This is a genomic window from Streptomyces sp. NPDC033174 (assembly GCF_055577795.1).
Map to the genome: position 1 here is coordinate 117,582 of NZ_JBVIPQ010000003.1, position 22,938 is coordinate 140,519.

A 22,938-nucleotide genomic window follows, 5' to 3' on the forward strand; every position below is an offset into this window, starting at 1 on the left:
CGGCCGGCACACCGGCCGCCCCTTCCGCCGTCAGCGCCGCCGCCCAGGGAACTTCCTCGGCTCCTTGCCCTCGCCGGACTCGGCCGCCTTCACCTTCGCCGCGTACTCGTCGACGTACTCCTGCCCGGACAGCGCCAGGATCTCGTACATGATCTCGTCGGTCACCGCGCGGACGACCGCCTTCTCGCCCTCCATCCCCGCGTACCGGGAGAAGTCCAGCGGTTCCCCGAAGCGGATCGTGACCCGCTTGACCTTCGGCAGGACCCGTCCGGGCGGCTGGATCTCGAACGTCCCCACCATCGCGCACGGAACGACCGGCACCCCGGCGGTGAGCGCCATCACCGCGACGCCCACCTTGCCCTTGTAGAGCCGTCCGTCGTGCGAGCGCGTGCCCTCCGGGTAGATGCCGAGGAGTTCCCCCTTGGCCAGCACCCCGAGGCCCTCGCGGATCGCCGCCTGACCGGCCTCCTTGCCGGAGCGGTCCACCGGGATCTGCCCGGCGCTGCGGAAGAAGGCGGCCGTCAGCCGGCCCTTGACGCCGGGGCCGGTGAAGTACTCCTGCTTGGCGAGGAAGGTGATGCGCCGCTTGAGCACCACCGGCATCAGGAAGTGGTCCGAGAAGGACAGATGGTTGCCCGCGACGATCGCCGCGCCTTCCTCGGGGATGTGCTCAAGGCCTTCGATCCTCGGCCGGAACAGCAGCCGCAGCAGGGGACCCAGGATCACGTACTTGAGCAGCTGGTAGAACACGCGCGGTCTCCCTGCACTCGGCCGGATCGGTCAGGCAGCGTACGGGCGGGGGTATCCGCCCGTAACACTCCCTGCACCTGCCTGTTCCCTCAGGAGACCCTGCCCAGCCCTCGCGCGAGCAGCGAAGCGGTCGCGGCGACGGCAGCGTTGTCCGCCTTCGCGTCCGCGGCCCTCCCGTTGGTGAAGATCGCCAGGATCACCGGAGCGCCGCCCGGCGGCCGGGCGACGGCGATGTCGTTGGCCGCGCCGTACGAATCGCTGGTGCCGGTCTTGTCGCCGACCGTCCAGTCCTTCGGCAGACCGGCCCGGATCCGCGCGTCGCCGGTGACGGTGGCCCGCATCCAGGCGTTCAGCCGGTCGCGGTCGGCCGGAACGAGCGCGGTGCCCACCGCGACCTCGCGGAGGTCGCCGCCCGCGGCGGCCGGCGTGGTCGTGTCGCGGGTCTCGCCCGGCTTCCAGATGTTCAGATCCGTCTCCCAGCGGTCGAGCCGGGAGACCGGGTCACCGAGGGAACGGTAGTAGCGGGTCAGCCCCTCAGGGCCGCCCAGCTGCCTCAGCACCAGATTGCCGGCCGTGTTGTCGCTCCGGGTGATGGTCGCGTGGCACAGCTCCGCCGCGGTCATCCCCTCGGCGCCGTGGCCCTGGGTCACGGGAGAGTTGGCCACCTCCTCCCGGGCGCTCCAGTGGAGCGTCCGCTCCAGCAGCCCCGGGTCAAAGACGCGCGCCTTGTGCAGAAGGGCGGCGCACGCCATCGCCTTGAAGGTGGAGAGCGAGGGGAACGACTCGCCGGCCCGGTACGAGACGGTGCGTCCGGTGCCCGTGTCGAGGGCGTACGCGCCGATGCGTACCCGGTGGGTCTCCTCCAGACGCCGTAAGCCCCGCTGCACCGAGGACGCCGGTGAGGCGCTCGGGGGGCGGGACGACGTGGTCGGCGGGGGCGGTGTGCCACAGGCGGTGCCGGTGAGCAGGACCGAGGCCGCCAGTACGGCGGTGAGTAGGCGCTTCTTGATGACCATGGGCTCAGCACAGCACCACCCGAGCGCCCCTGTCCAAGAGCGCGCTCGGAGGGAAGGCGCTGAGACATGGCTGTCGCCGCAGGTCAGAGGCGATGCTCGCTGCTGTTGGTGGCCGCCACGCCGATGGTCAGCAGCGCGAGTACCACCAGGCCGAACCAGAGCCAGCCATTGCTGCCGAGCGCCACCGTGTACGCGGTCGTCATCACCAGGACACCGACGGTGAGCACTCCCATGGTTCTTGTGGAACCGGACATCACTGCCCTCCTCCCGGCCGGGCCGCGGCCGTCGAGGTCATGGTGACCCCTGAGGAGGCCCGGGCGCCACTGCCCGGGCGTATCCACTGTTCAGCGCGGCTCAGCGACCCCGCGTCTGCAGCGAGGCGAGGTAGGCGTTGTACGCCTCCAGCTCCTTGTCGCCGTCCCGGTCCGCCGCCCGGTCGGCGCGCTTGGCGATGCGCTGCTCGGAGCGGTACCACTGGTAGACCAGGGCGACCAGGACCAGGACCGAGGGGATCTCACTGAACGCCCAGGCGATGCCGCCCGCCGCGGTCTGGTCGGAGAGCGCGTCTATGCCGAGCGACGCCGGCGGGTTCTCGTAGGCCTTGATCATCGGCTCGGACGCCATCATCAGCGCGATGCCGAAGAAGGCGTGGAACGGCATCCCGGCGAACAGCTCCAGCATCCGCATCACATAACCGGGGCGGTGCGGCCCCGGGTCCACGCCCATGATCGGCCAGAAGAAGACCAGTCCCACGGCGAGGAAGTGCACCATCATCGTGATGTGACCGATCTTCGACCCCATCAGGTAGTCGAAGAGCGGGGTGAAGTAGAAGCCGTAGAGGCTCGCGATGAACAGCGGGATCGTGAACGCCGGATGCGTGATGACCCGCATGTAGCGGCTGTGCAGCAGCGCCAGCAGCCACTCGCGGGGGCCCTTGCTGCCCCGGGCCGCGACTGGAAGCGCCCGCAGCGCCAGCGTCACCGGCGCGCCGAGGAGCAGAAGGATCGGCGAGAGCATCGAGACGATCATGTGCTGCACCATGTGCACGCTGAACATGACCATGCCGTAGTCGTTCAGCTTGGTGCACATCACCAGCGCGACGCTCAGCACGCCGATCGTGAAGAAGACGATCCTCCCGGCCGGCCACGCGTCGCCGCGCCGGCGCAGCCGGACGACCCCCCACCCGTACAGGGCCAGCCCCGCCAGGCACCCGATGAGGAAGAACGGGTCCGCCGAGAACTCCAGTCCCCGCCCCAGCGTGAACGGCGGCAGATCCATGGTCATGCCGTGCCCGCTGTGATCCATCTGTCTACTCCTGGAGCGTCCCGATTCGCGCTTGTTGTCCGCACCAGACTAGAACCGCCCCCGGCCGCGACTGCGACCGGGGGCGGTTCCTCACGCGCTCAACGGATCAGAGGACGCACTCGGCCTCGGCGTACCGCTCGGCCGGAACGGTCTTCAGCGTCTCCACGGCCTCGGCGAGCGGGACCATCGTGATGTCCGTGCCGCGCAGCGCGGTCATCATGCCGAACTCACCGCGGTGCGCCGCCTCCACCGCGTGCCAGCCGAAGCGGGTCGCGAGGACACGGTCGTACGCGGTGGGCGTCCCGCCGCGCTGGACATGGCCGAGGATGACCGCGCGGGCCTCCTTGCCGAGCCGCTGCTCCAGCTCACCGGCGAGCTGCTGGGCCACGCCCGCGAAGCGCTCGTGGCCGTAGATGTCCTTGACGCCCTCGTCGAAGGGCATCGAGCCCTCGCGCGGCTTGGCGCCCTCCGCGACCACGACGATCGCGAACTTCTTGCCCGCCTCGAACCGCTCGCCGACCCGCGTGGTCAGCTCGTCGATGTCGAAGGGACGCTCGGGTACGACGATGGCGTGCGCGCCGGCGGCCATGCCCGAGTGCAGGGCGATCCAGCCGGTGTGTCGTCCCATGACCTCGACGATCAGCACCCGCTGGTGGGACTCGGCGGTGGTCTTCAGCCGGTCCAGGGCCTCCGTGGCGACACCGACGGCGGTGTCGAAACCGAAGGTGACATCGGTCGAGGCGATGTCGTTGTCGATGGTCTTCGGCACTCCGACGATCGGCAGACCGGCCTCGGAGAGCAGATTGGCGGCCTTGAGGGTGCCCTCGCCGCCGATCGGGATGATCGCGTCGAGCCCCAGCTCCGCGACGTGCCCCTTGGCGCGCTCGACGCCGTCACGCAGATGGGCCGGCTGGACCCGGGAGGAGCCGAGGATCGTGCCGCCGCGGGCGAGGATGCCGCCCACCGCGTCGAGGTCGAGCTTGCGGTAGTCGCATTCCAGGAGGCCCTTCCAGCCGTCGTGGAACCCGATGACCTCGTCTCCGTGGTCGACGACGGCGCGGTGCACGACGGAACGGATGACGGCGTTCAGACCGGGGCAGTCGCCGCCGGAGGTGAGCACACCAATGCGCATAGCCCGAAATACCTTTGCAACGTGGGCCGACTCCCGGACCACGTCGTCCGGTTGGATCCCCGCCACCCTACCGGCGCAGGATGGCGGGGCCGAACCGAATGTCCGACTGCTGGACGACCTTCGTAGGAACGAACAGGACGCCCGGCGTGCGGCGCGTCAGGCGGGCTGCGTCGCGGCCGCGATCCGCTCGCCGCGCAGCGCCTCGTACCACCGGTCGTCGGTCGGCGGCAGCGCGTTCACATCGAGGGCGAGCTTCAGCAGCATGTCCGCGATCTGCGGGTTGCGGGCCATGACCGGGCCGTGCATGTACGTACCGAAGACGGTGTCGTTGTACGCGCCCTCGGTGCCGTCTCCCGTGCCGTTGCCCTTGCCGAACAGGGTCCGGGCGAACGGACGGGCGGTCGGGCCGAGGTGGGTGATGCCCTGGTGGTTCTCGAAACCGGTGAGCTGCGGCAGGCCGAGGCGCGGGTCGATGTCCGCCAGTACGTCGCCGACGCACCGCTCACCCTCACCGCGGGTGGAGACCACATCGATCAGACCGAGGCCGGGCTCGCGCTCGCCGAGGTCGTTGATGAACTCGTGCCCGAGGATCTGGTAGCCGGCGCAGACCGAGAAGATGATCGCGCCGTTCTCCGCCGCGCGGGTCAGGCCGCCGTCGCGGCGCAGCCGCTCGGCCGCCAGCCGCTGCGGCCGGTCCTCGCCGCCGCCGATGAGATAGATGTCACCGGACGTCGGCACCGGCTGGTCGCTGCGGACGTCGACGCGCTGGACGTCCAGGCGGCGCTGCCGGGCCCGGCGCTCGACGACGAGGGCGTTGCCCTGGTCTCCGTACGTGCTGAGCAGGTCGGGGTAGACCCAGACCAGGCGCAGGCTGCTCTCACTCATGCTGCATGTCCTCTTCGGGTCAGTTGCCGACGCGGCGGCGTACGTCCTGGAAGGCGGTGTAGTTGGCGATCAGCTCGATCCGCCCGGGCGGGGCGCTGCGCACCGCCTCGTCGACCGAGTCGACGACCTGGAAGTCCAGGCCCGCGACCTCCAGGCGCACGGCCAGGTCCAGCTTGCGGTCGCCGATCACGAAGATCGGGTGACCGGCCAGCCGGGTGTAGTCGACGTCCCACAGCCAGGAGGTGTCCGTGCCGTCGGCGCCGCGCGCGTTGACCGAGAGGATCACCGGCGTCGGCGGCGGGTCGATCAGCGAGAAGGTCTCGAGCCAGCCCGCCGGGTTCTTCGCGAGCAGGAGACGCAGCTCACGGCCCTGGAACTGCACGACGTCATAACGGCCGGCGACCGCCTGCACCTGGTACATGCGCTCGAGCGCGACCTGCGGCGGTACCCCGAAGACCGCGGCGACCGCGGCCGAGGTGGCGGCGTTGGCCTTGTTGGCGCGGCCGGGCAGCTGGAGCTGGATCGGCCAGGCCGAACCGTGCGGGTCCAGGACGTGGTCGCCGCTCAGCACCCAGCTGGGGGAGGGGCGGCGGAAGCCGCACTCGCCGCAGAACCAGTCGTCGCCCGGGCGCTGCATCACACCGCCGCAGGAGGGGCACGACCAGGCGTCGTCCTTCCACTCCTGGCCGGCGGCCACCCACACGACGTTCGCGGACGAGGAAGCGGCCCAGACGATCAGCGGGTCGTCGGCGTTGGCGATGACCACGGCCTTCGTCCCGGACAGGCCCTCGCGCCACTTCTCGGCGAGCATCCGCGTCTCGGCGGCGCGGTCGAGCTGGTCGCGGGAGAGGTTGAGCAGCGCGATCGCCTTCGGGGTCACGTCGCGCGCGACTCCGGCGAGGTACTTCTCGTCCACCTCGATCACGCCGAACTTGGCGTCCGAGCCGCCGGCGAGCGCCGAAGTGATGCCCGCGGGCATGTTGGCGCCGAGCGCGTTGGACACGACCGGGCCGCTGGCCCGGAGCGCCTCGGCGATCAGCCGGGTGGTGGTGGTCTTGCCGTTGGTCGCCGACACCAGGACGACGTCCAGGTGATTGGCCAGCCGCCCCAGCAGGTCGGGGTCGAGCTTGAGCGCGACCCGGCCGCCGATCACCGATCCGCTGCCGCGTCCCGCGGCGCGCGACACCGCCGCTGCGGCCTTGCCCGCCGTCACGGCCAGCTTGGCGCGCGGCGACAGCGGCCCTGAATTGCCAGGGAGTCCTGCCATCGTCCTCGTTCCTCCTTGCGTCGGTCCGGGCTCAGCCTATCGAGATCCGGCCAGGGGCCCGAACCGCGGCACCACCCGGAAAGCTCCTGGTCACGGCGGAACGTACGCTTGGCGCCATGCGAAACCGCCCGATCCCCGGCAGTTCCGGCGCCGTTCGAGCAATGAGACTGCTCGGTGACCCGGTGCTGCACGCCCCCTGTGAGACCGTCACCGACTTCGGTCCGTCCCTGGCCACGCTCGTCGAGGACATGTTCGCGACGATGTACGCGGCCAACGGAGTGGGCCTCGCGGCCAATCAGGTGGGCGTGGACCGGCGGGTCTTCGTCTACGACTGTCCCGACGACGAGGACGTGCGGCACCTCGGGCACATCGTCAATCCGCGTCTGGTGGAGGCGGACGGAGGGATGTACAGGGGCGCCGAGGGCTGTCTCTCGCTCCCGGGCATCGAGGCGGGGACGCCCCGCTTCGACCGGGCCGTTGTGGAAGGCGTCACATCGGACGGCGCACCGGTCCGGATAGAGGGGACGGGCTTCTTCGCCCGCTGTCTGCAGCACGAGTGCGACCACCTGGAGGGAACCGTCTACACGGACCGCCTCACGGGCTGGCGCCGCTGGAAGGCCCTGCGGGCGGCCCGCAGGGCGCCGTGGGGGCGGCGCGCGGCGGGCTGAAGCGGGGGCGCCGCGTACAGGAGGAAGCGTGGCCGGGGCGTGTCCGTGTACGCGCCCGCGTGCCGGCCGGCGCCCCGGCCCGTACATGAGCTCCCGCGTGCCGGCCGGCGTCGCGTTCCGTGTACGAGCGCCCGCGTGCCGGCTAGAACCCCGGCCCGTCCGCGCGGTCGCCCGCCTCGGCCAGGCGGCCCCAGAGCAGGTCGGCGAGTCCGCGTACCAACTCCCCGCGAGAGCACGGGCGTTCGCCGAGCCACCAGTCGCCCGCCGCGTGCATCATGCCGACGATCCCATGGCCCCAGACCCGGGCCAGCGCCTCGCTGCCGGGCCCGAGGTCGACGCGCTCGGCTATGACCACGCCCAGCTCCTCGCCCATCCGGCGCAGCAGCGGCGCCGAGTGACGGCCGACGTCGAAGCCCTGCTCGGCCTGGTGCGACTCCTCCGCCGGGTGCATCAGGAAGCGGTACACCTGCGGCCGGGCCTCGATCGCCGCGAGATACGTCTCGAGCGTCGCCTCGACGCGCGCACGGCGCTCCGCGGGGGCGTCGAGCGCTGCGCGCAGGGCGGAGAGCAGGGCGTCGGTGTGGCGCTGGGCGAGGGCGCGGTAGAGGCCGCCCTTGTCGCCGAAATGCCGGTAGAGGATCGGCTTGGTGATGCCGGCCTCCGCGGCGATGGCGTTCATGGAGGCCTTGGGGCCGTCGCGGAGCACCACGCGGTCGGCCGCCTCGAGCAGTTCCCGGCGCCGCTCATGGGCCGATTTCTGCTGGTCGGTCCGGTGTGTGGTCTCCATAGCGTGTCTCCCCGCCCGTGCGATTCCGTAAGGCCCGGGCAACGTAACACCCCTCGCCTCACCGGTGCGGAGGGGCGGGCGACGGTTGACAGCGGCTACTTGCCGGTAACAGACTTCCGTTACCGCAAGTAACGCACGTGCTGGAGGGGAATATGGCCGAGTTCACGCTCGATCTCAACGACGACCAGAAGCAGGTCCGTGACTGGCTGCACGGCTTCGCCAAGGACGTCATGCGGCCGGCCGCGTCCGAGTGGGACGAGCGTGAGGAGACCCCCTGGCCGATCATCCAGGAGGCTGCCAAGGTCGGAATCTACTCCCTCGACTTCTACGCCCAGCAGTTCTTCGACCCGACCGGTCTCGGCATACCGATGGCGATGGAGGAGCTCTTCTGGGGAGACGCGGGCATCGGCCTGTCCATTGTCGGTACGGGCCTCGCGGCCGTGGGCGTCCTCGCCAACGGCACCGAGGAACAGATCGGCACCTGGATCCCGCAGATGTACGGGGACGTCGACGACGTCAAGGTGGCCGCCTTCTGCTCCTCCGAGCCGGACGCCGGCTCCGACGTGGCCTCGATGCGCACCCGCGCCGTCTACGACGAGACCAAGGACGAGTGGGTCCTCAACGGCACCAAGACCTGGGCGACCAACGGCGGTATCGCCAATGTCCATGTGGTCGTCGCGATCGTCGACCCGGAGCTCGGCTCCAAGGGCCACGCCTCCTTCATCGTGCCGCCGAACACCCCCGGCCTCTCGCAGGGCCAGAAGTTCAAGAAGCACGGCATCCGCGCCTCGCACACCGCCGAGGTCGTGCTCGAAGACGTCCGCGTTCCCGGCTCCTGCCTGCTCGGCGGCAAGGAGAAGCTCGACGAGCGCCTCGCCAGGGCCCGCGAGAAGGCGAAGAAGGACGGTGGCGAGCGCGTCAAGAACGCCGCCATGGCCACCTTCGAGGCGTCCCGCCCGGCCGTCGGCGCCATGGCGGTGGGCACTGCCCGGGCCGCGTACGAGGTCGCCCTCGACTACGCCAAGACCCGTGTCCAGTTCGGCCGCCCGATCATCGACAACCAGGGCATCGCCTTCCAGCTCGCCGACATGCGCACCCGGATCGACGCGGCCCGACTGCTGGTCTGGCGCGCCTCCTGGATGGCCACCACCGGCAAGCCGTTCACCTCCGCCGAGGGCTCGATGTCCAAGCTGTACGCGAGCGAGGTCGCCAAGTCCGTCACCGCGCAGGCGGTCCAGATCCTGGGCGGCAACGGCTTCACCCGGGAGTACCCGGTGGAGCGGATGCACCGTGACGCCGCGATCTACACCATCTTCGAAGGCACCAGCGAGATCCAGCGTCTGGTGATCGCCCGCACCCTGTCGGGGATGCCGATCCGCTGACCCGGGACCCCGGAGAGAGGGGAACTGCCGGGCGCCGCCCGGGCGTTCACGCGGTGTGCCTCTCACTTCCCCCTCTCCGTCTCCGTCCTCCTCCGCCTCGCCCGTGCCCGACTGGCCGCACTGCGGGCGGCGAAACGAATCCGGCCGTGCCGGGGAGTACTGCCGGGGGCGGAGTGTGGGCGACAGGGAGGCGTGTCTGGAACATCTGGAGCCGCAGGAGCGCCGGCAGTACTTGAGAAGCCTGAGTCCCGGCGACGCCCTCGACCATCGGGGCACCGGTTTCACCGAGCCGCTGCTGGGTGAACTGCTCGACGCCCTCACCGATCCGGCCACCGGCACGCCACTGCTGGGCGGCGCCGGCTTCGCCGGGGCGACGTTCCGCGGCACCGCGCTGTTCGCACGCGCGACCTTCCGCGGCCCCGCCGACTTCCGGGACGCGGTGTTCGCCGGGGAGGCCGACTTCGAGGGAGCGACATTCGAGGCCACCGCCTCGTTCATCTGGGCCTCCTTCCACCGTGCCGCTTCCTTCGCGAGGGTCTCCTTCACCGGGGAGGCTCATTTCGCAGGCGCCGACTTCACCGGACGGGCGGGCTTCCGGGGTGCGGCCTTCACCACGGAGGCCTACTTCTCGCGCGCGTACTTTCACGGTGGCGCCATCTTCGCCGAGGCGGTCTTCACGGCGACCGCGATGCTGGGTCCCCTGGTCTGTGCGGGAGGACTGAGCCTGGTCCAGACGGTGTTCGCCTCCCCGGTGACCGTAGAGGTGGCGGCCGACCGCGTCCTGTGCCGGCGCACCCGATGGGACGCCACCGCGACCCTGCGCGTGCGGCACGCCGTGGTGGACCTCGGGAACGCCGTACTGACGCAGCCGGTCGCGATCATTTCCCCGCCCGGGCCCTTCGGACGGCAGCACCAGCCACTGGACGAGTCCCTCGTAGCCGGCGGTGCGTCGGCGACGGCGACGGCGTCGGCGAAGGTCACCACTCTGCGGGGAGTCGACTGCGCGATGCTCTCCCTCATCGACGTCGACCTGCGCCAGTGCCGCTTCGCCGGCGCCTTCCATCTGGACCAGCTCCGCCTCGAAGGACGCTGGACCTTCTCCACCCCGCCCACCGGCCGGGCCCGGTGGCACGGTGTCCGGTTCCGCTGGACCCAGCGCCAGGTCATCGAGGAGGAGCGGCAGTGGCGGGCGCTGCCCGGCCGCCCCGCCCCGCTGCGCCGGGGCTGGGGGGCGCCGCCGGACAGTCCGCACGACGTGCCCGGCCTCGCCACCCTCACCATCATCTACCGCCAGCTGCGCAAGGCCCGCGAGGACGCCAAGGACGAACCCGGCGCCGCCGACTTCTACTACGGCGAGATGGAGATGCGCCGGCACAGCCACCGCTGGTCCTACATGGAGCGCTGGCTGCTGCAGGCGTACTGGCTGCTCTCCGGCTACGGGCTCCGTGCCTCCCGCGCCCTGGGCTGGCTCGCCGTGGCGATGACGACGACGGTCCTGCTCATGATGGCGTTCGGGCTGCCCGCCGACTCGCCGAAGCAGCGGGCCACCGGCACGGTCCCTGCCACCGGTGGCCCGGTGACCTTCGAGGTCGACAGGGAGGAGCCGAGGAACCCGACCGGAGACAGGTTCACCACGAGGCGCTTCGACAAGGCGCTGAGCGTCACCCTCGACTCGGTGGTCTTCCGCTCCAGCGGCCAGGACCTCACCACGGCCGGCGGCTACATCGAGATGGCCTCCCGCTTCACCGAACCGGTGCTCCTGGGCCTCGCCGTGCTGGCGATCCGCGGCCGCGTCAAGCGGTGACGGAGGAGGCGGGGCCCGAGCCGCACTACTTCACCGAGCCGGCCATCACCCCCTGGACGAAGTGCCGCTGGAAGGCGAAGAAGACCACCACCGGCACGATCAGTGACAGGAACGCGCCGGGCGCCAGTACGTCGATGTTGCTGCCGAACTGCCGTACCTGCGACTGCAGTTCCACGGTCAGCGGCTGCGAGGAGCTGTCGGCGAAGAGCAGCGCCACGAGCATGTCGTTCCAGACCCAGAGGAACTGGAAGATCGCCAGGCTGGCGATGGCCGGACGGCCCACCGGCAGCACGAGCCGGGTGAAGATGCGCCACTCCCCGCCACCGTCCATCCGGGCCGCCTCCAGCATCTCCCGCGGGATGTCGGCGAAGTAGTTGCGCAGCAGGAACACCGCGAACGGCAGACCGTACGCGACATGGAAGAGCACCACACCGGGAATCGTGCCGAACAGCCCCAGCTGGCCGAAGAGCTTCGCGACCGGCAGCAGACCGACCTGCACGGGTACCACCAGCAGAGCCACCACCAGAAGGAAGATCCAGTCGCGGCCGGGGAACTCCAGCCAGGCGAAGGCGTACCCGGCGAGCGCCGCGATCACCACGACGAGCACGGTCGTCGGCACCGAGATCAGCACGGTGTTCCAGAACGCCCGGGTGATGCCCGCGTTGCCGAGCAGCGCCGTGTAGTTGTCGAGCGACAGCTGCCCCGGGTCGGCCAGGGCGGTCCACCAGCCGCTCGCCGCGCTGTCCTGCGCCGAGCGCAGCGAGGACAGCAGCAGACCGGCGACGGGCGTGACCCAGACCAGGCCGACGACCGCCAGGAACGCCTGCACCAGGCCGTTGCCCAGCCAGCGGCGCAGGGCGCCGCCCGGCGTCCTGGTGGCAAGGGGAGTGGTGGTGGTCATGACTGACTCCTGCGGAAGCGGCGGACGTTGAAGACCATGGCCGGGATCACCAGCAGCAGGAGGAGCACGCCGAGCGCGCTGCCGAGCCCCTGGTTGTTGCCGCCGCCGAAGGACACCAGCCACATCTGGGTGGCCAGCACGGTGGCGTCCTCCTGCACCGGCCCCGGCGCGATGATGTAGATGAGGTCGAAGACCTTCATCACATTGATCACCAGCGTCACGAAGACGACGGTCAGCACGGGAGCCAGCAGCGGGACGGTGATCCGGCGGAACACCTGCCACTCACTGGCGCCGTCCATCCGGGCCGCCTCCAGACAGTCGCGCGGCAGCGACGACAGCCCGGCGCCGATCAGCACCATCGCGAAGCCGGTCCAGATCCACAGATACGCGCCGATGATCGCCGGAGTGACCAGGGCGGGGCCGAGCCAGGAGACCCCCTCGTACGGCGGGGCGAAGTTCGCCGCGGGCAGCCGCACCGTGTACGCGCCCGGCTCCAGGTCCGCGAAGCGGAACGATCCGTCGGGCGCCGTGGTGGCCGTGGCCACCGTCCTGCCCTCTCGTACCGCCTCGACGGACATGCCCGGCAGCCCGCGCTCGGCCGCGTCGACCACCCCCGGCCTGCCGCCGCCCCCGGCCGTGAAGTCGAGGTAGACGACGCCGGCCAGCTCGTGCGCCGCGGCCCGGCCGGTGTGCGCCGGCTCGGCCTCCGCGGGCAGTTCGGCGGGCGGGACACCGACGAATCCGAGGACGACGCTCCCGGAGCCCGGCGCACGGGTGTCCGCCGTGGCGTAGGACCCGTCCGGCGCCCTGACCACTCCCTGCCCGTCCCGGGCACGGGCCTTCGGGTACGACGAGGACCCCTCGAACACGTCGTGCACCCCGACCACGGCCGCGTTGAGTACGCCCTTGTCCGGGTCGTCCTCGTACGCGAGGCGGAAGATGATGCCCGCCGCCAGGAACGACACCGCCATCGGCATGAACAGCAGCAGTTTGAAGGCCGTGGCCCAGCGGACCTTCTCCACCAGCACGGCCAGGATGAGGCCCAGCCCGGTCAGCAGCGTCGGGGCGACGACCACCCAGATCGCGCTGTTGCGGACGGCGGTGAGGGTCGCCGGGTCGCGGAACATCGCCGCGTAGTTCCCGCCGCCGACGAAGTGGTCGCCGGAGGCGTCGAAGAAGCTCCGGCCGACCGAGAACAGCACCGGGTAGACGACCAGCGCCCCCAGCAGGAGCAGCGCCGGCAGGACGAACGCCACGGCGATGATCCGCCGGCGGCGCCGGGCCCGCGCCCGGGGGCTCAGGGCCCCCGGCGCGACGGGCCCGGCGCCCGCGCGGGGCGGGGGAGGAGCGGTGAGAGTGGTCATGACGGCCGCCTCAGCCCTTGTACGCCTTGGCCGCCGCACCCTCGAGCGCGGCCGCCGCGGCCTTGGGGTCCGACGGGTCGCGCAGGAAGTCCTGCAGCAGCTTCCACTCGCCCGTGCCCTTGGTGCCGCCGAACGCCGCCGGCGCCTGGTCGGACATGTCGAAGCGCACCGAATCCCCGGCCGCGATCAGTGACTTGGCGGTCTCCCGCAGGGTGTCGTCACCGTACGAGGCGAGGTCCAGCTTCTTGTTCGGCGACAGAAAGCCGCCCGCCTTCGCCCACACCGCGGCGGCCTCCGGCGTGGCCAGGAACTCCAGGAACGCCGTCGCCGCCTTCTGGTTCTTGCCGTCCTTGAGCACGACGGCGGCGTCACCGCCACTGACCACGGGCGCCTTGCCGCCCGCCACCGACGGGAAGGGGAAGAAGGAGGCGTCCTCGCCGATCTTCTTGCCGAACTGGTCCTTGGCTATCCCCGCGACGAAGTCGCCCTCGTACACCATCGCCGCCTCGGGCTTCGGGCCGAAGACCTTCTCGACGGAGCCGGGGAAGTCGGTGCCGAGCGCGCCCTTCTGTCCCCCGGCGATCAGCTTCTTGTCGGCGAAGAGCGTGCCGAGCGTGGTCAGGGCCTTCACCACGGTCGGGTCGGTCCACGGGATCTCGTGCTTGGCGAGCTTGTCGTACTTCTCCGGCCCCGCCTGGGAGAGGTAGATGTTCTCGAACCAGTCGGTGAGGGTCCAGCCGTCCTCGCCCGCGACCGAGAAGGCCGGCAGGCCCGAGTCCGCGACCGCCTGGCCCGCGGTGAGCATCTGCTCGTACGTCGTGGGCGGCTTGACACCCGCCTGCTCCAGGGCGCTCGGGCTGTACCAGACCGTCGACTTGTGGGCCGCCTTGAAGTACAGGCCGTACAGCGCGCCGTCGACGGAGCCGTAACTCTTCCAGACGGGCGCGTAGTTGGCGTCGACGGACGCCTCGGTCGCCTTGGAGAGCGGCTTGAGCCACTTCTGCTTCGCGAACTGCTGGAGCACGCCGACCTGCGGGACCATCACCACGTCGGGGGCGTTGCCGCCCTCGATCTTGCTGCCGACGACCGTGGAGACATTGTCTCCGGTGGAGACGAACTGGGTCTTCGCCCCGGTCTTCTCGGTGAAGGCGTCCAGCACCTTCTGGAAGTTCTTCTGCTCGGCCCCGGACCAGACGCCCGCCACATTCAGGGTCTGGCCGCTGAGTTCCTTGTTTCCGGCGTCCGAGCCGCCCGCGCTCACCGGGCCGCCGCCGCACGCCGTGGCGCCGAGCGCCAGGGAGAGCACCGAGCAGCAGGCCATCGCCGTCCGTCGTCGCATCGTCATCGCAGTTCCTCCAGGGTGGTGGTGTCGTCACTGATCCACCAGGCGGCGGTGGATCCGGGAAGTACGCCGGCCGGGCACGGCCCGCTGGACAGCAGCGGGGCGCCGGAGACCGGAGCGGGTACGGGGGCGCCGGTGAAGTTCACGGCGCAGACGAGTCCTTCGCCGCGTACGAAGGCCAGCACGCCGGGCGGTGCGTCCAGCCAGCGCAGGGTGCCCTCGCCGAGCTGCGGCAGGCCCCGGCGCAGTTGCAGACCCTCGCGGTAGAGGTGCCAGAACGACCGGGTGTCGGCCTGGGCCCGGTCGGTGGCGTGCTCGGCGAACCAGCCGGGCTGCGGAAGCCATGGCTTGGCGCTGTCGGCGCCGGTGCTGAAGCCGAACGGCGAGGCATGGCCCGACCAGGGCAGTGGCACCCGGCAGCCGTCGCGGATCCGGGCCCGGCTGCCGGTGCGCCGGAAGATCGGGTCGGTGAGTACCTCGTCGGGAAGGTCGTCGACCTCCGGCAGGCCCAGCTCCTCGCCCTGGTAGATGTACGCGGCGCCGGGCAGCGCCAGCATCAGCAGCGCGGCGGCCCGCGCCCGGGAGGGCCCGAGCCCGCTGCCCTCGGTGCCGGACTCGCCGTACCGGGTCACCGTGCGCACCTGGTCGTGGTTGTTGAGCACCCAGGTGACGGTGGAGCCGGTGCCCGCGATGTCCCGCATCGCCTCGTCGATGACCTTGTGGAACGTGTCGGCGTCCCAGGGCGCGCCCAGCAGGTCGAAGAAGAACGCCTGGTGCAGCTCGTCCGGCCGGACGTACTGGGCGTGTTCGCGGGCCGTCGGTACGGACACCTCGCCGACCAGCAGCCGCTCACGGCCGTCGCGGGCCGTGTACTCCTCGCACACCGCGCGCCAGTGACGCCACACGTCATGCACCTCGGGCTGGTTCCAGGCGAGCGGGTTGACCGAGTCACGGGTGCGGGCGTCGGCCTCGGGGTCGGGCGAGTCCGGCAGTTGGGGGTGCTTGTAGAGTCCGGCGGCCACATCGATCCGGAAGCCGTCGACGCCCCGGTCCAGCCAGAAGCGCAGTACGTGGTCGAAGTGCGCGCCGACCTCGGGGTTGCGCCAGTTCAGATCGGGCTGCTCGGGCGTGAACATGTGCAGGTACCACTGACCGGGCGTACCGTCGCGCTCGGTCACCCGGCTCCAGGCGGGCCCGCCGAACATCGCGTGCCAGTTGTTGGGCGGCAGTTCGCCGTGCGCGCCCCGCCCCTCGGCGAAGTGGAAGCGCGCCCGGGCATCGTCGCCGGGTGCGGCGGCCAGCGCCTCGCGGAACCAGACGTGCTCGCTGGAGCAGTGGTTGGGGACGATGTCCAGCAGCACCTTGACGCCGAGCCGGTGGGCGTCGGCGACCAGCCGGCCGAACTCGTCGAGGTCGCCGAAGACCGGGTCCACGTCGCAGTAGTCCGCCACGTCGTAGCCGTGGTCGTGCTGCGGTGACGGGTAGAAGGGGCTCAGCCAGATGCCGTCCACGCCCAGCTTCTTGAGGTACGGCAGACCGGCGCGAACGCCGGCCAGATCACCGATCCCGTCCCCGGTGCTGTCCAGGAAGCTGCGGACGTACACCTGGTAGATCACCGCGTCGCGCCACCAGTGGTGGTCGCTGCGCTGCGAGAGGCCGTCGCCGGCCGGGGCTGTGAACATCACCCGTTGACCTTGTTTCTTCGTGAAGGGGTGCGCGCCATTCAGAGCGAATAGCGGTTATGCATGCATGTTAAGTAGGCATGACGAGAAGGTGTCAACGAAGCAGCCAAAAACAGCGGAAGTTGGTGTCTTATGTCCCGGTTTGCACCTGCGGGAAGGGGTAGCGCTGCTACCTAACAGGTAGGTAAGGTCAGCGGCGGCGGGCGATCGCCGCGAGTTCGTCGGCCAGTCGGCGCACCGCCGCCTCCGGCGTCTGGTGCTGGGCCAGCGCGTCATGCGCCACGGCCTGCACGGCCAGCGAGACCTGCTCGTAGTGCGGGCTCTTGGGGCGCGGCGCCGCAGAGAGCACACTCGCCCGCAGTGCGGGCAGGTAGGGGAACCGCCGCACCAGCGCCGGGTCCTGGTACAGCGCGGCCCGGACGGGCGGCAGGGCGCCCTCGGTCAGTACCCTGCGCTGGACCTGCTCGCCGGTGAGGTACGCGATCAGATCGCGTGCCGACTCCGGGTGCCGGGCGTGGGCGCCGACCGCCAGATTGGCGCCCCCCAGCACGCTCGTACCCGGTCCGTCCGGCCCGGGCAGCGGCACCGCGCCGAAGCGTCCCGCCACCTTGGAGTCCTTGCCGGACGCGCCGGCGTACGCGTACGGCCAGTTGCGCAGGAAGAGCAGCCGGCCGTCCTGGAAGGCCTCGCGGGACTCCTCCTCCTTGTACGTCAGGGCCTCCCGCGGGATCCAGCCGTCCCGTACGCCACGGGCCAGGAAGCCGATCCCGGAGCGGGCCCCGGCGGAGTCGACGGTGACCCGCTCGCCCTCGTCGCCGAGGATCGTCCCGCCCGCCGAGTAGACGGCCTCCGCCGCGTTCACAGTGAGGCCCTCGTAGGGCAGGAACTGGCCCGCGTAGCCCCCGAGGCCGTACTTCGGGGCGATCGTCCTGGCCTGCCGCTCCAGCTCGGCCCAGGTCCGCGGCGGCTGTTCGCCCTCGCGGGCCAGAATGTCCTTGCGGTAGAAAAGCATCCCGGCATTCGTGACATACGGGACGGCGTACAGCTTTCCGTCGTACGTCGCCGTGTCCTCCACGCGCGGCAGGAAGCTCTTCAGCGCGAAACGCCCGCGCTCCAGTGGGGCGATCCATCCCGCCGCGGCGAACTCCGAGGTCCAGGCGACATCGATGTTGAGGACGTCGAAGCGCCCCTCGCCCGACCGCAGGTCGGTGATCATCTGGGAGCGGGTCTCGTCAGCTGAGTCCGGCAGCTCGACGAGCGTGACCTTCTCGGCGGGGCGACGGCGGTTCCAGTCCGCCAGTACCGGGGCGAGATAGCCGGTCAGATCGCCCGCCGTGGCGAGCGTCATGGGCCCCCGGCCGCCGTCACGAGCAGGGCCCGCGGGCCCGCCGGACGCCACGAAACCGGTGAGAACGACCATGAGGACAAGGAACCCCCTACCGGCGGCACGTATCCACCGCATAGGTTCCTCCTTGAGCACCGGCGCCGTACACCTTCGTCCGGCGACACGGCATGTATACCCGTTAGGCATGGGCGATACTAGAGCCCACATCACATCGGGAGCCTGCGGAGGAGGACAGCACGCGTGCGCCTTCCCCTCCTCGCCCTCCTGGCCCGGGGGCCCGCCCACGGCTACGAGCTCAAGCAGGACCTTGAGCAACTGCTCGGGGCCGCGTACCCTCCCACCAACGTCGGCCAGATCTATGTCACGCTCGGCCGGCTGGAGAAGTCGGGACTCATCGAGGGCGAGGAGATCGCCCAGGAGAGCCGGCCCAACAAGAAGATCTACCGCCTCACCGACGCCGGGCACGAGGCCCTGCGAGCCTGGTTCGAAGAGACGGCGGACGAACCGCGGGTCCGGGACGAGTTCTTCATGAAGCTCGCCCTCGCCCCGCGCACCGGGATCGCCGACCAGATCGCCCTCATCAACAAACAGCGACGCGAGTACCTCACCACCATGCGCAACCTGTCCAAGCTCGCCGCGACCGAAGACCGGGACAACCGCATCGCCCACCTGCTCATCGAGGGCGCCATGCTGCATCTGCAGGCCGATCTCGACTGGCTGGAGCGCTGCCAGGAGGAACTGGAGGAGCTGCGGTGACCGACGACACCGGCTCCCTGCCGCTGCTGCGGGCCGAGGGCCTCGTCAAGACCCACCACGGCGAGGGCGCCCCCGCCCACGCCGTTCGCGGAGTGGATCTCTCCGTACGGCACGGCGAGTTCGTGGCCGTCACCGGGCCGTCCGGCGCCGGAAAGTCCACGCTGCTGCACCTGCTCGGCGGGCTCCAGCGGCCCGACGGCGGCTCGCTGTGGCTCGACGGAGAGTGCACCGACGGCTACAGCGAGGCCCGGTGGGCCGTGGAGCGGCGGCGCCGGATCGGCATCGTCTTCCAGTTCTTCAACCTCGTCTCCAATCTGACCGTCGCCGACAACGTCGAACTGCCCGCGCTGCTGGCCGGCGTCTCCGCGAAGCAGGCCCGCGCCGAACGCGAGGAACTGCTGACCGAACTCGGCCTGGAGGGCAAGGCGCGCAGCATGCCCGGCGAGCTGTCCGGCGGCGAACAGCAGCGCGTCGCCCTCGCCCGGGCCCTGGTCAACCACCCCCGGCTGCTGCTCGCCGACGAACCGGCGGGCAGCCTCGACAGCAAGGGCACCCGCGAGGTCATGCGGCTCCTGACACGCTTCCACCAGCGCGGCCAGACCATCGTGCTCGTCACCCACGACGCCCGTCTGGCCAGCGCCGCGGACCGGGTCATCAGCTTCTTCGACGGCCGGATAGCCGACGACGCCGAGCTGGGCGGCACCCCGTCGCGCGGCAAGGGCCTCTCCGGCGTCCTCGAGCTGAAGGACTGACCGTGCGGGCGATGCTGCGCTGGGCGCACGCGGATCTGCGCACCCACCGCGGTGAGGCGCTGTTCCTCGTCTGCGCCACCGCCGGAATCGTCGCCTCGCTGCTGCTCGCGACCGCGCTGTTCGGCTACGCCACCAACCCCTGGCAGCGGGTCTTCACCCAGTCCCGCGGGGCGCACGTGTGGATCCACACCGGATCCGCCGCCGATGCCGGCCGGCTCGCCACCCTCGGTGGGGTCGAAGCCGTCGCGGGCCCGTACCGCACGGCCTCCGCCACCGTGGAGTCACGCGGCGCCCGCGCCGGTGTCGAACTGCGGGCCGCCGACCCGGAGCCCCCCTCGACCGGCCGGCCGCTCCTCACCTCCGGCCGCTGGCTGGACCCCGGCGTCCCGGACGGCGTCGTCCTCGAGTCCAGCCTCGCCCGCGCCCTGTGGGCCGAACCGGGCGACCGTCTGACGCTCACCGCCGGCGCCCGCACCCTCACCGTCCTCGGCGTCGCCGACAGCGCCGAGCCGCGCTACCGGCCCGGCGAGCACCCGGGCACCGTCTGGGCGCTCCCGGCGGCCTTGCGCGGCGAGCCCTCCGGACAGGTCGTCGGGCTGCTCCTCACCGACCCGGACGACACCGACTACGCGGTGCAGCGCGCGGTCACCGCGCTCGGCGCCGGAGCCGTCACCGACGTCAGCAGCTGGCAGCAGGCCCGGGCCGAGGCCCAGGGCGACACCAAGCTGCTGGGCCAGGTCCTCGGCCTGTTCGGTCTGGGCGCGCTGATCGCCGCCGCCCTGGCCGTGTTCGGCGCCATCAGCACCCGGGTGCGCGGTCATCTGCGCGACATCTCCGTGCTGAAGGCCATCGGCTTCACCCCCGGCCAGGTGGTCCGGGCCTTCCTGGTCCAGCACCTGGCGTTCGCCGTGCTCGGGGCGGCCCTCGCCACCCTCCTCACCCAGCTCGTCGGCAGCCGCCTCCCGGGCAGACTCGGCGACGCGATCGGCGTATGGCAGGGGCTGCCCGGCCACACCGCGGCGCTGCTCGCGGTGCCGGTCGCCGCCGTGTTGTTCATCGGCGCCACCACCTGCCTCGCCGCCTGGCGGGCGGGACGCGTCCCGCCCGTGCCGGTGCTGCCGCCGGCCGCGAGCCCCGGCGGGGGGCTGTCCCACCCCCTCAGGAAGGCGCTCGGGCTGCGCGTGCCGCCCGCGCTGGTGCTCGGCTGGCACCGGGCCTTCGGGCGGGGCCGCCGGGCACCCGCGACCATCGTCCGCCTCGCCCTGCCCCTGCTGCTGATCACCGTGGCCCTCGGTGCCTGGACCACCATCGAGCGCTTCGACAGCCGCCCCGGAGAACTCGGGCTCGCCGCCGCCCTCACCGCCCGGCCGGATGCCACCGTGGGCGAGCGCGAGGCGCGCGCCCTCCTCGAGAGCGACCCACGCGTCGTGGCCGCCCACCCCGGCCTGGAGGTGGCCGCGCTCGTGCCCGGTCAGACCGGCACGATCGCCCTGCGCGGCCTCGGAACGCGCGAGCAGCCCTACCCGTACTCGATCGCCGAGGGCCGCCCGGCCCACGGTCCCGACGAGGCGGTCGCCGGACAGGGGTTGCTCGACCTGCTCGGCGTCCGCGTCGGCGACTGGGTCCGCGTCACGGTCGGCGGCCATCCCCAGGTCCTGCACCTGGTCGGCCGCAGCATCGAACCGGAGAACGCGGGCCGGGTCATCTCCACCTCGCTGGACACCCTCCGCGAGAACGACCCCGCGCTGCGCCCCACGCTCTACCAGCTCCGGCTCGATGCCGGGGCAGACCCGCACGCCGTACGCGCCGAGCTCGCCGACGCCTCACGGGGCCGGCTGGACATCCACGAGGTCACGAGCCCCGCCGACCGGCTCTCCACGCTGCGCGGCGTCGTCGCCGGGCTGATCGCCGTCCTCGCTCTCATCGGCCTGACCGAACTGTCCACCACCATCGGCGGCACCGTCCGTGACGGCGAGCGCGATCTGCTGGCGCTCAAGGCCATCGGCCTGTCCCCGCGCCAGATCACCGCCGTCACGGTGACGGCCATCGGGTGCACGACCCTGGCGGCAGCGGTGGCGGGCACCGCGCTCGGCGTCCCCCTCGCCGACTGGCTGATCGACCGCGAGGGCAGCTCCAGCGGCATCGGCGCGGGCATCGCCCACGCCCCGCCGCCACTTCAGCTTCTCGCCCTGGGAGCCGCGGCCGTCCTCGGCGCGGTCGCCCTGACGGTCCTTCCCGCGGTCCGCGCCGCCCGCCGCCGCCTCGCGGACACACTGAGCGCGGTGGCGTGAGCCGCGCCCGGCTGCCGCGCCGGCTGACGGGTCAGGCCGAGAGGTACGCCTCGATCGCCGCGAGCACCTCGGGGGAGTCGGGCTCGGTACGGGGGCGGAAGCGCGTGACCTCACCCTGCGGGGAGATCAGGAACTTCTCGAAGTTCCACTGGACGTCCCCGGCCTCGCCGTCCGCGTCCGCGACCTTCGTCAGCTCCTGGTAGAGCGGGTGCCGCTCGTCACCGTTCACATCCGTCTTCTCGAGCAGCGGGAACGTCACCCCGTACGTCGCCGAGCAGAACGTCTGGATCTCGTCCGCGCTCCCCGGCTCCTGCCCCGCGAACTGGTTGCACGGCACGCCCAGCACGGTGAGGCCGCGCTCGCCGTACTGCTGCTGCAGCCGCTCCAGCCCCGCGTACTGCGGGGTCAGACCGCACTTCGACGCCACATTGACCAGCAGAACGGCCCGGTCCTTGTAGTCCGCCAGGCTCGTCGCCTCGCCGGTCAGGGTGCGCAGCGGAATGTCGTACAGGCCGGTAACGCTCATGGGGAACTCCTCGTCATCGTCAACAGCTCCCCGGGCCACCGGACCCGGGGAGCGCAATGAACTGATAAAAGCATGTTCCGCGGGCTCTGTGTCCCTGCTCAGGTGCCGAGCTTGCGGAAGAGTCCTTCCTGCACCACCGAGACCAGCAGCTGTCCGTCCCGGTCGTAGATCCGGCCTCGCGCCAGACCCCGTCCGCCGGTGGCGATCGGCGACTCCTGGTCGTACAGGAACCACTCGTCGGCCCGGAACGGCCGGTGGAACCACATCGCGTGGTCCAGGGACGCCATGTCGAAGCCCCGCGGGCCCCACAGCGGCTCGACCGGGATACGGACCGCGTCGAGCAGCGTCATGTCGGAGGCGTACGTCAGCGCACACGTGTGCACCAGCGGGTCGTCGCCCAGCGGCCCCACCGCACGCATCCACACCGCGCTGCGCGGGTCCGCCTCCTTCAGCTCCTCCTGGGTCCAGCGCAGCCGGTCCACATAGCGCAGATCGAAGGGCTGGCGGCGGGCCATCCGCTCCAGCGCCTCGGGCAGTGCCCCCAGGTGCTCGCGGATCTCGTCCGTGACCGTCGGCAGCGTCTCCGGGTCCGGGAAGTCCAGGCGCGGCGGCAGCTGGTGCTCGAAGCCCGCCTCCTCCGGCCGGTGGAAGGACGCGGTGAGGTTGAAGATCGTGCGGCCCTGCTGGATCGCGGTCACCCGGCGGGTGGTGAACGAGCGCCCGTCGCGGACCCGCTCCACCTGGTACACGATCGGCACGCCCGGGATGCCCGGCCGCAGGAAGTACGCGTGCAGCGAGTGCACCGGCCGGTCGCCCTCGGTGGTGCGGCCGGCCGCGACCAGGGCCTGGCCGGCGACCTGGCCGCCGAAGACCCGCTGGAGGGACTCCTGCGGGCTGCGGCCGCGGAAGATGTTGACCTCGATCTGCTCCAGGTCGAGCAGGTCGACGAGTCGCTCGGCGGGGTTGGTCACGCGTACTCCTTC

Annotated in this window: 21 protein-coding genes; 6 read left to right on the forward strand and 15 right to left on the reverse strand. The window is 71.4% G+C overall.

Annotated elements, in window-relative coordinates:
- Positions 1-30: 30 nt before the first annotated feature.
- The 7 genes from ACZ5VC_RS10680 to ACZ5VC_RS10710 all read right to left on the reverse strand — a co-directional run bounded on the left by ACZ5VC_RS10680 (position 31) and on the right by ACZ5VC_RS10710 (position 6,355).
- Complete coding sequence (locus ACZ5VC_RS10680; RefSeq protein ID WP_469119706.1) at positions 31-750, reverse strand: lysophospholipid acyltransferase family protein; 720 nt, start codon at positions 748-750, stop codon at positions 31-33.
- An 89-nt stretch (positions 751-839) separates the two neighbouring features.
- Positions 840-1,766 (reverse strand): class A beta-lactamase, encoded by a 927-nt coding sequence (gene bla, locus ACZ5VC_RS10685; RefSeq protein ID WP_469119707.1) that lies wholly within the window; start codon positions 1,764-1,766, stop codon positions 840-842.
- A gap of 83 nt (positions 1,767-1,849) precedes the next feature.
- On the reverse strand, positions 1,850-2,020 hold the full coding sequence (locus ACZ5VC_RS10690) for a hypothetical protein (RefSeq protein WP_468707572.1): 171 nt from the start codon (positions 2,018-2,020) through the stop codon (positions 1,850-1,852).
- A 100-nt stretch (positions 2,021-2,120) separates the two neighbouring features.
- The gene (locus ACZ5VC_RS10695) at positions 2,121-3,071 is read right to left on the reverse strand and encodes a cytochrome c oxidase assembly protein (protein ID WP_469119708.1); all 951 of its coding nucleotides are present in this window, start codon (positions 3,069-3,071) and stop codon (positions 2,121-2,123) included.
- A 106-nt stretch (positions 3,072-3,177) separates the two neighbouring features.
- The gene (locus ACZ5VC_RS10700; RefSeq protein ID WP_468707574.1) at positions 3,178-4,203 is read right to left on the reverse strand and encodes a 6-phosphofructokinase; all 1,026 of its coding nucleotides are present in this window, start codon (positions 4,201-4,203) and stop codon (positions 3,178-3,180) included.
- A gap of 156 nt (positions 4,204-4,359) precedes the next feature.
- Entirely contained in the window at positions 4,360-5,088 is a 729-nt protein-coding gene (locus ACZ5VC_RS10705) for a type 1 glutamine amidotransferase (RefSeq protein ID WP_468707575.1), read from the reverse strand.
- A 19-nt stretch (positions 5,089-5,107) separates the two neighbouring features.
- Entirely contained in the window at positions 5,108-6,355 is a 1,248-nt protein-coding gene (locus ACZ5VC_RS10710; RefSeq protein WP_469119709.1) for a MurT ligase domain-containing protein, read from the reverse strand.
- 116 nt (positions 6,356-6,471) lie between these two features.
- Here ACZ5VC_RS10710 and def point away from each other — a divergent pair, with 116 nt between their 5' ends.
- The gene (def, locus tag ACZ5VC_RS10715) at positions 6,472-7,023 is read left to right on the forward strand and encodes a peptide deformylase (RefSeq protein ID WP_469119710.1); all 552 of its coding nucleotides are present in this window, start codon (positions 6,472-6,474) and stop codon (positions 7,021-7,023) included.
- 142 nt (positions 7,024-7,165) lie between these two features.
- Here def and ACZ5VC_RS10720 read toward each other — a convergent pair whose 3' ends face one another.
- Complete coding sequence (locus tag ACZ5VC_RS10720) at positions 7,166-7,810, reverse strand: TetR/AcrR family transcriptional regulator (protein WP_469119711.1); 645 nt, start codon at positions 7,808-7,810, stop codon at positions 7,166-7,168.
- Positions 7,811-7,962: 152 nt separating this feature from the next.
- Here ACZ5VC_RS10720 and ACZ5VC_RS10725 point away from each other — a divergent pair, with 152 nt between their 5' ends.
- Positions 7,963-9,192: an acyl-CoA dehydrogenase family protein gene (locus ACZ5VC_RS10725; protein ID WP_469119712.1), complete on the forward strand. Its 1,230-nt coding sequence runs from the start codon at positions 7,963-7,965 to the stop codon at positions 9,190-9,192.
- A gap of 232 nt (positions 9,193-9,424) precedes the next feature.
- On the forward strand, positions 9,425-10,996 hold the full coding sequence (locus ACZ5VC_RS10730; RefSeq protein ID WP_469119713.1) for a pentapeptide repeat-containing protein: 1,572 nt from the start codon (positions 9,425-9,427) through the stop codon (positions 10,994-10,996).
- Positions 10,997-11,021: 25 nt separating this feature from the next.
- Here ACZ5VC_RS10730 and ACZ5VC_RS10735 read toward each other — a convergent pair whose 3' ends face one another.
- The 5 genes from ACZ5VC_RS10735 to ACZ5VC_RS10755 form a co-directional block, all read right to left on the reverse strand.
- Positions 11,022-11,897 carry a carbohydrate ABC transporter permease gene (locus ACZ5VC_RS10735; protein ID WP_469119714.1) on the reverse strand — a complete coding sequence of 292 codons (876 nt, stop codon included), beginning with the start codon at positions 11,895-11,897 and terminating at the stop codon, positions 11,022-11,024.
- Positions 11,894-13,261: an ABC transporter permease subunit gene (locus ACZ5VC_RS10740; RefSeq protein ID WP_469119715.1), complete on the reverse strand. Its 1,368-nt coding sequence runs from the start codon at positions 13,259-13,261 to the stop codon at positions 11,894-11,896. Before ACZ5VC_RS10740 ends, ACZ5VC_RS10735 begins: the two co-directional genes overlap by 4 nt.
- A gap of 10 nt (positions 13,262-13,271) precedes the next feature.
- Positions 13,272-14,606, reverse strand: coding sequence for an ABC transporter substrate-binding protein (locus ACZ5VC_RS10745; protein WP_469119716.1), 1,335 nt, complete (start codon positions 14,604-14,606; stop codon positions 13,272-13,274).
- Entirely contained in the window at positions 14,603-16,285 is a 1,683-nt protein-coding gene (locus ACZ5VC_RS10750) for a glycoside hydrolase family 13 protein (RefSeq protein ID WP_469119717.1), read from the reverse strand. Before ACZ5VC_RS10750 ends, ACZ5VC_RS10745 begins: the two co-directional genes overlap by 4 nt.
- 190 nt (positions 16,286-16,475) lie before the next feature.
- A complete protein-coding gene (locus ACZ5VC_RS10755; protein ID WP_469119718.1) occupies positions 16,476-17,747 on the reverse strand; it encodes an ABC transporter substrate-binding protein in 1,272 nt (423 codons plus the stop codon).
- A 123-nt stretch (positions 17,748-17,870) separates the two neighbouring features.
- Here ACZ5VC_RS10755 and ACZ5VC_RS10760 point away from each other — a divergent pair, with 123 nt between their 5' ends.
- The 3 genes from ACZ5VC_RS10760 to ACZ5VC_RS10770 are packed head-to-tail and all read left to right on the forward strand — an operon-like array spanning position 17,871 to position 21,429.
- Positions 17,871-18,386: a PadR family transcriptional regulator gene (locus tag ACZ5VC_RS10760; protein ID WP_469119719.1), complete on the forward strand. Its 516-nt coding sequence runs from the start codon at positions 17,871-17,873 to the stop codon at positions 18,384-18,386.
- Positions 18,383-19,138, forward strand: a complete 756-nt coding sequence (locus ACZ5VC_RS10765; protein ID WP_469119720.1) for an ABC transporter ATP-binding protein — start codon at positions 18,383-18,385, stop codon at positions 19,136-19,138. Before ACZ5VC_RS10760 ends, ACZ5VC_RS10765 begins: the two co-directional genes overlap by 4 nt.
- A 2-nt stretch (positions 19,139-19,140) precedes the next feature.
- Positions 19,141-21,429 (forward strand): ABC transporter permease, encoded by a 2,289-nt coding sequence (locus ACZ5VC_RS10770; protein WP_469119721.1) that lies wholly within the window; start codon positions 19,141-19,143, stop codon positions 21,427-21,429.
- A 31-nt stretch (positions 21,430-21,460) separates the two neighbouring features.
- On the opposite strand, the gene ACZ5VC_RS10775 is transcribed toward ACZ5VC_RS10770, so the two are convergent.
- Both ACZ5VC_RS10775 and ACZ5VC_RS10780 read right to left on the reverse strand, forming a co-directional pair.
- Complete coding sequence (locus ACZ5VC_RS10775) at positions 21,461-21,955, reverse strand: glutathione peroxidase (RefSeq protein ID WP_469119722.1); 495 nt, start codon at positions 21,953-21,955, stop codon at positions 21,461-21,463.
- A gap of 98 nt (positions 21,956-22,053) precedes the next feature.
- Positions 22,054-22,926: an acyl-CoA thioesterase gene (locus tag ACZ5VC_RS10780; protein ID WP_469119723.1), complete on the reverse strand. Its 873-nt coding sequence runs from the start codon at positions 22,924-22,926 to the stop codon at positions 22,054-22,056.
- Positions 22,927-22,938: the final 12 nt, after the last annotated feature.

What these genes read in the sequence shown, in the direction of transcription:
- ACZ5VC_RS10720 (WP_469119711.1), bottom strand. Translation starts at nt 7,810, where the DNA reads ATGGAGACCACACACCGGACCGACCAGCAGAAATCGGCCCATGAGCGG.
- ACZ5VC_RS10745 (WP_469119716.1), bottom strand. Translation starts at nt 14,606, where the DNA reads ATGACGATGCGACGACGGACGGCGATGGCCTGCTGCTCGGTGCTCTCC.
- ACZ5VC_RS10740 (WP_469119715.1), bottom strand. Translation starts at nt 13,261, where the DNA reads ATGACCACTCTCACCGCTCCTCCCCCGCCCCGCGCGGGCGCCGGGCCC.
- ACZ5VC_RS10695 (WP_469119708.1), bottom strand. Translation starts at nt 3,071, where the DNA reads ATGGATCACAGCGGGCACGGCATGACCATGGATCTGCCGCCGTTCACG.
- ACZ5VC_RS10705 (WP_468707575.1), bottom strand. Translation starts at nt 5,088, where the DNA reads ATGAGTGAGAGCAGCCTGCGCCTGGTCTGGGTCTACCCCGACCTGCTC.
- def (WP_469119710.1), top strand. Translation starts at nt 6,472, where the DNA reads ATGCGAAACCGCCCGATCCCCGGCAGTTCCGGCGCCGTTCGAGCAATG.
- ACZ5VC_RS10735 (WP_469119714.1), bottom strand. Translation starts at nt 11,897, where the DNA reads ATGACCACCACCACTCCCCTTGCCACCAGGACGCCGGGCGGCGCCCTG.
- ACZ5VC_RS10690 (WP_468707572.1), bottom strand. Translation starts at nt 2,020, where the DNA reads ATGTCCGGTTCCACAAGAACCATGGGAGTGCTCACCGTCGGTGTCCTG.
- ACZ5VC_RS10775 (WP_469119722.1), bottom strand. Translation starts at nt 21,955, where the DNA reads ATGAGCGTTACCGGCCTGTACGACATTCCGCTGCGCACCCTGACCGGC.
- ACZ5VC_RS10750 (WP_469119717.1), bottom strand. Translation starts at nt 16,285, where the DNA reads ATGTTCACAGCCCCGGCCGGCGACGGCCTCTCGCAGCGCAGCGACCAC.
- ACZ5VC_RS10710 (WP_469119709.1), bottom strand. Translation starts at nt 6,355, where the DNA reads ATGGCAGGACTCCCTGGCAATTCAGGGCCGCTGTCGCCGCGCGCCAAG.
- bla (WP_469119707.1), bottom strand. Translation starts at nt 1,766, where the DNA reads ATGGTCATCAAGAAGCGCCTACTCACCGCCGTACTGGCGGCCTCGGTC.
- ACZ5VC_RS10725 (WP_469119712.1), top strand. Translation starts at nt 7,963, where the DNA reads ATGGCCGAGTTCACGCTCGATCTCAACGACGACCAGAAGCAGGTCCGT.
- ACZ5VC_RS10700 (WP_468707574.1), bottom strand. Translation starts at nt 4,203, where the DNA reads ATGCGCATTGGTGTGCTCACCTCCGGCGGCGACTGCCCCGGTCTGAAC.
- ACZ5VC_RS10755 (WP_469119718.1), bottom strand. Translation starts at nt 17,747, where the DNA reads ATGCGGTGGATACGTGCCGCCGGTAGGGGGTTCCTTGTCCTCATGGTC.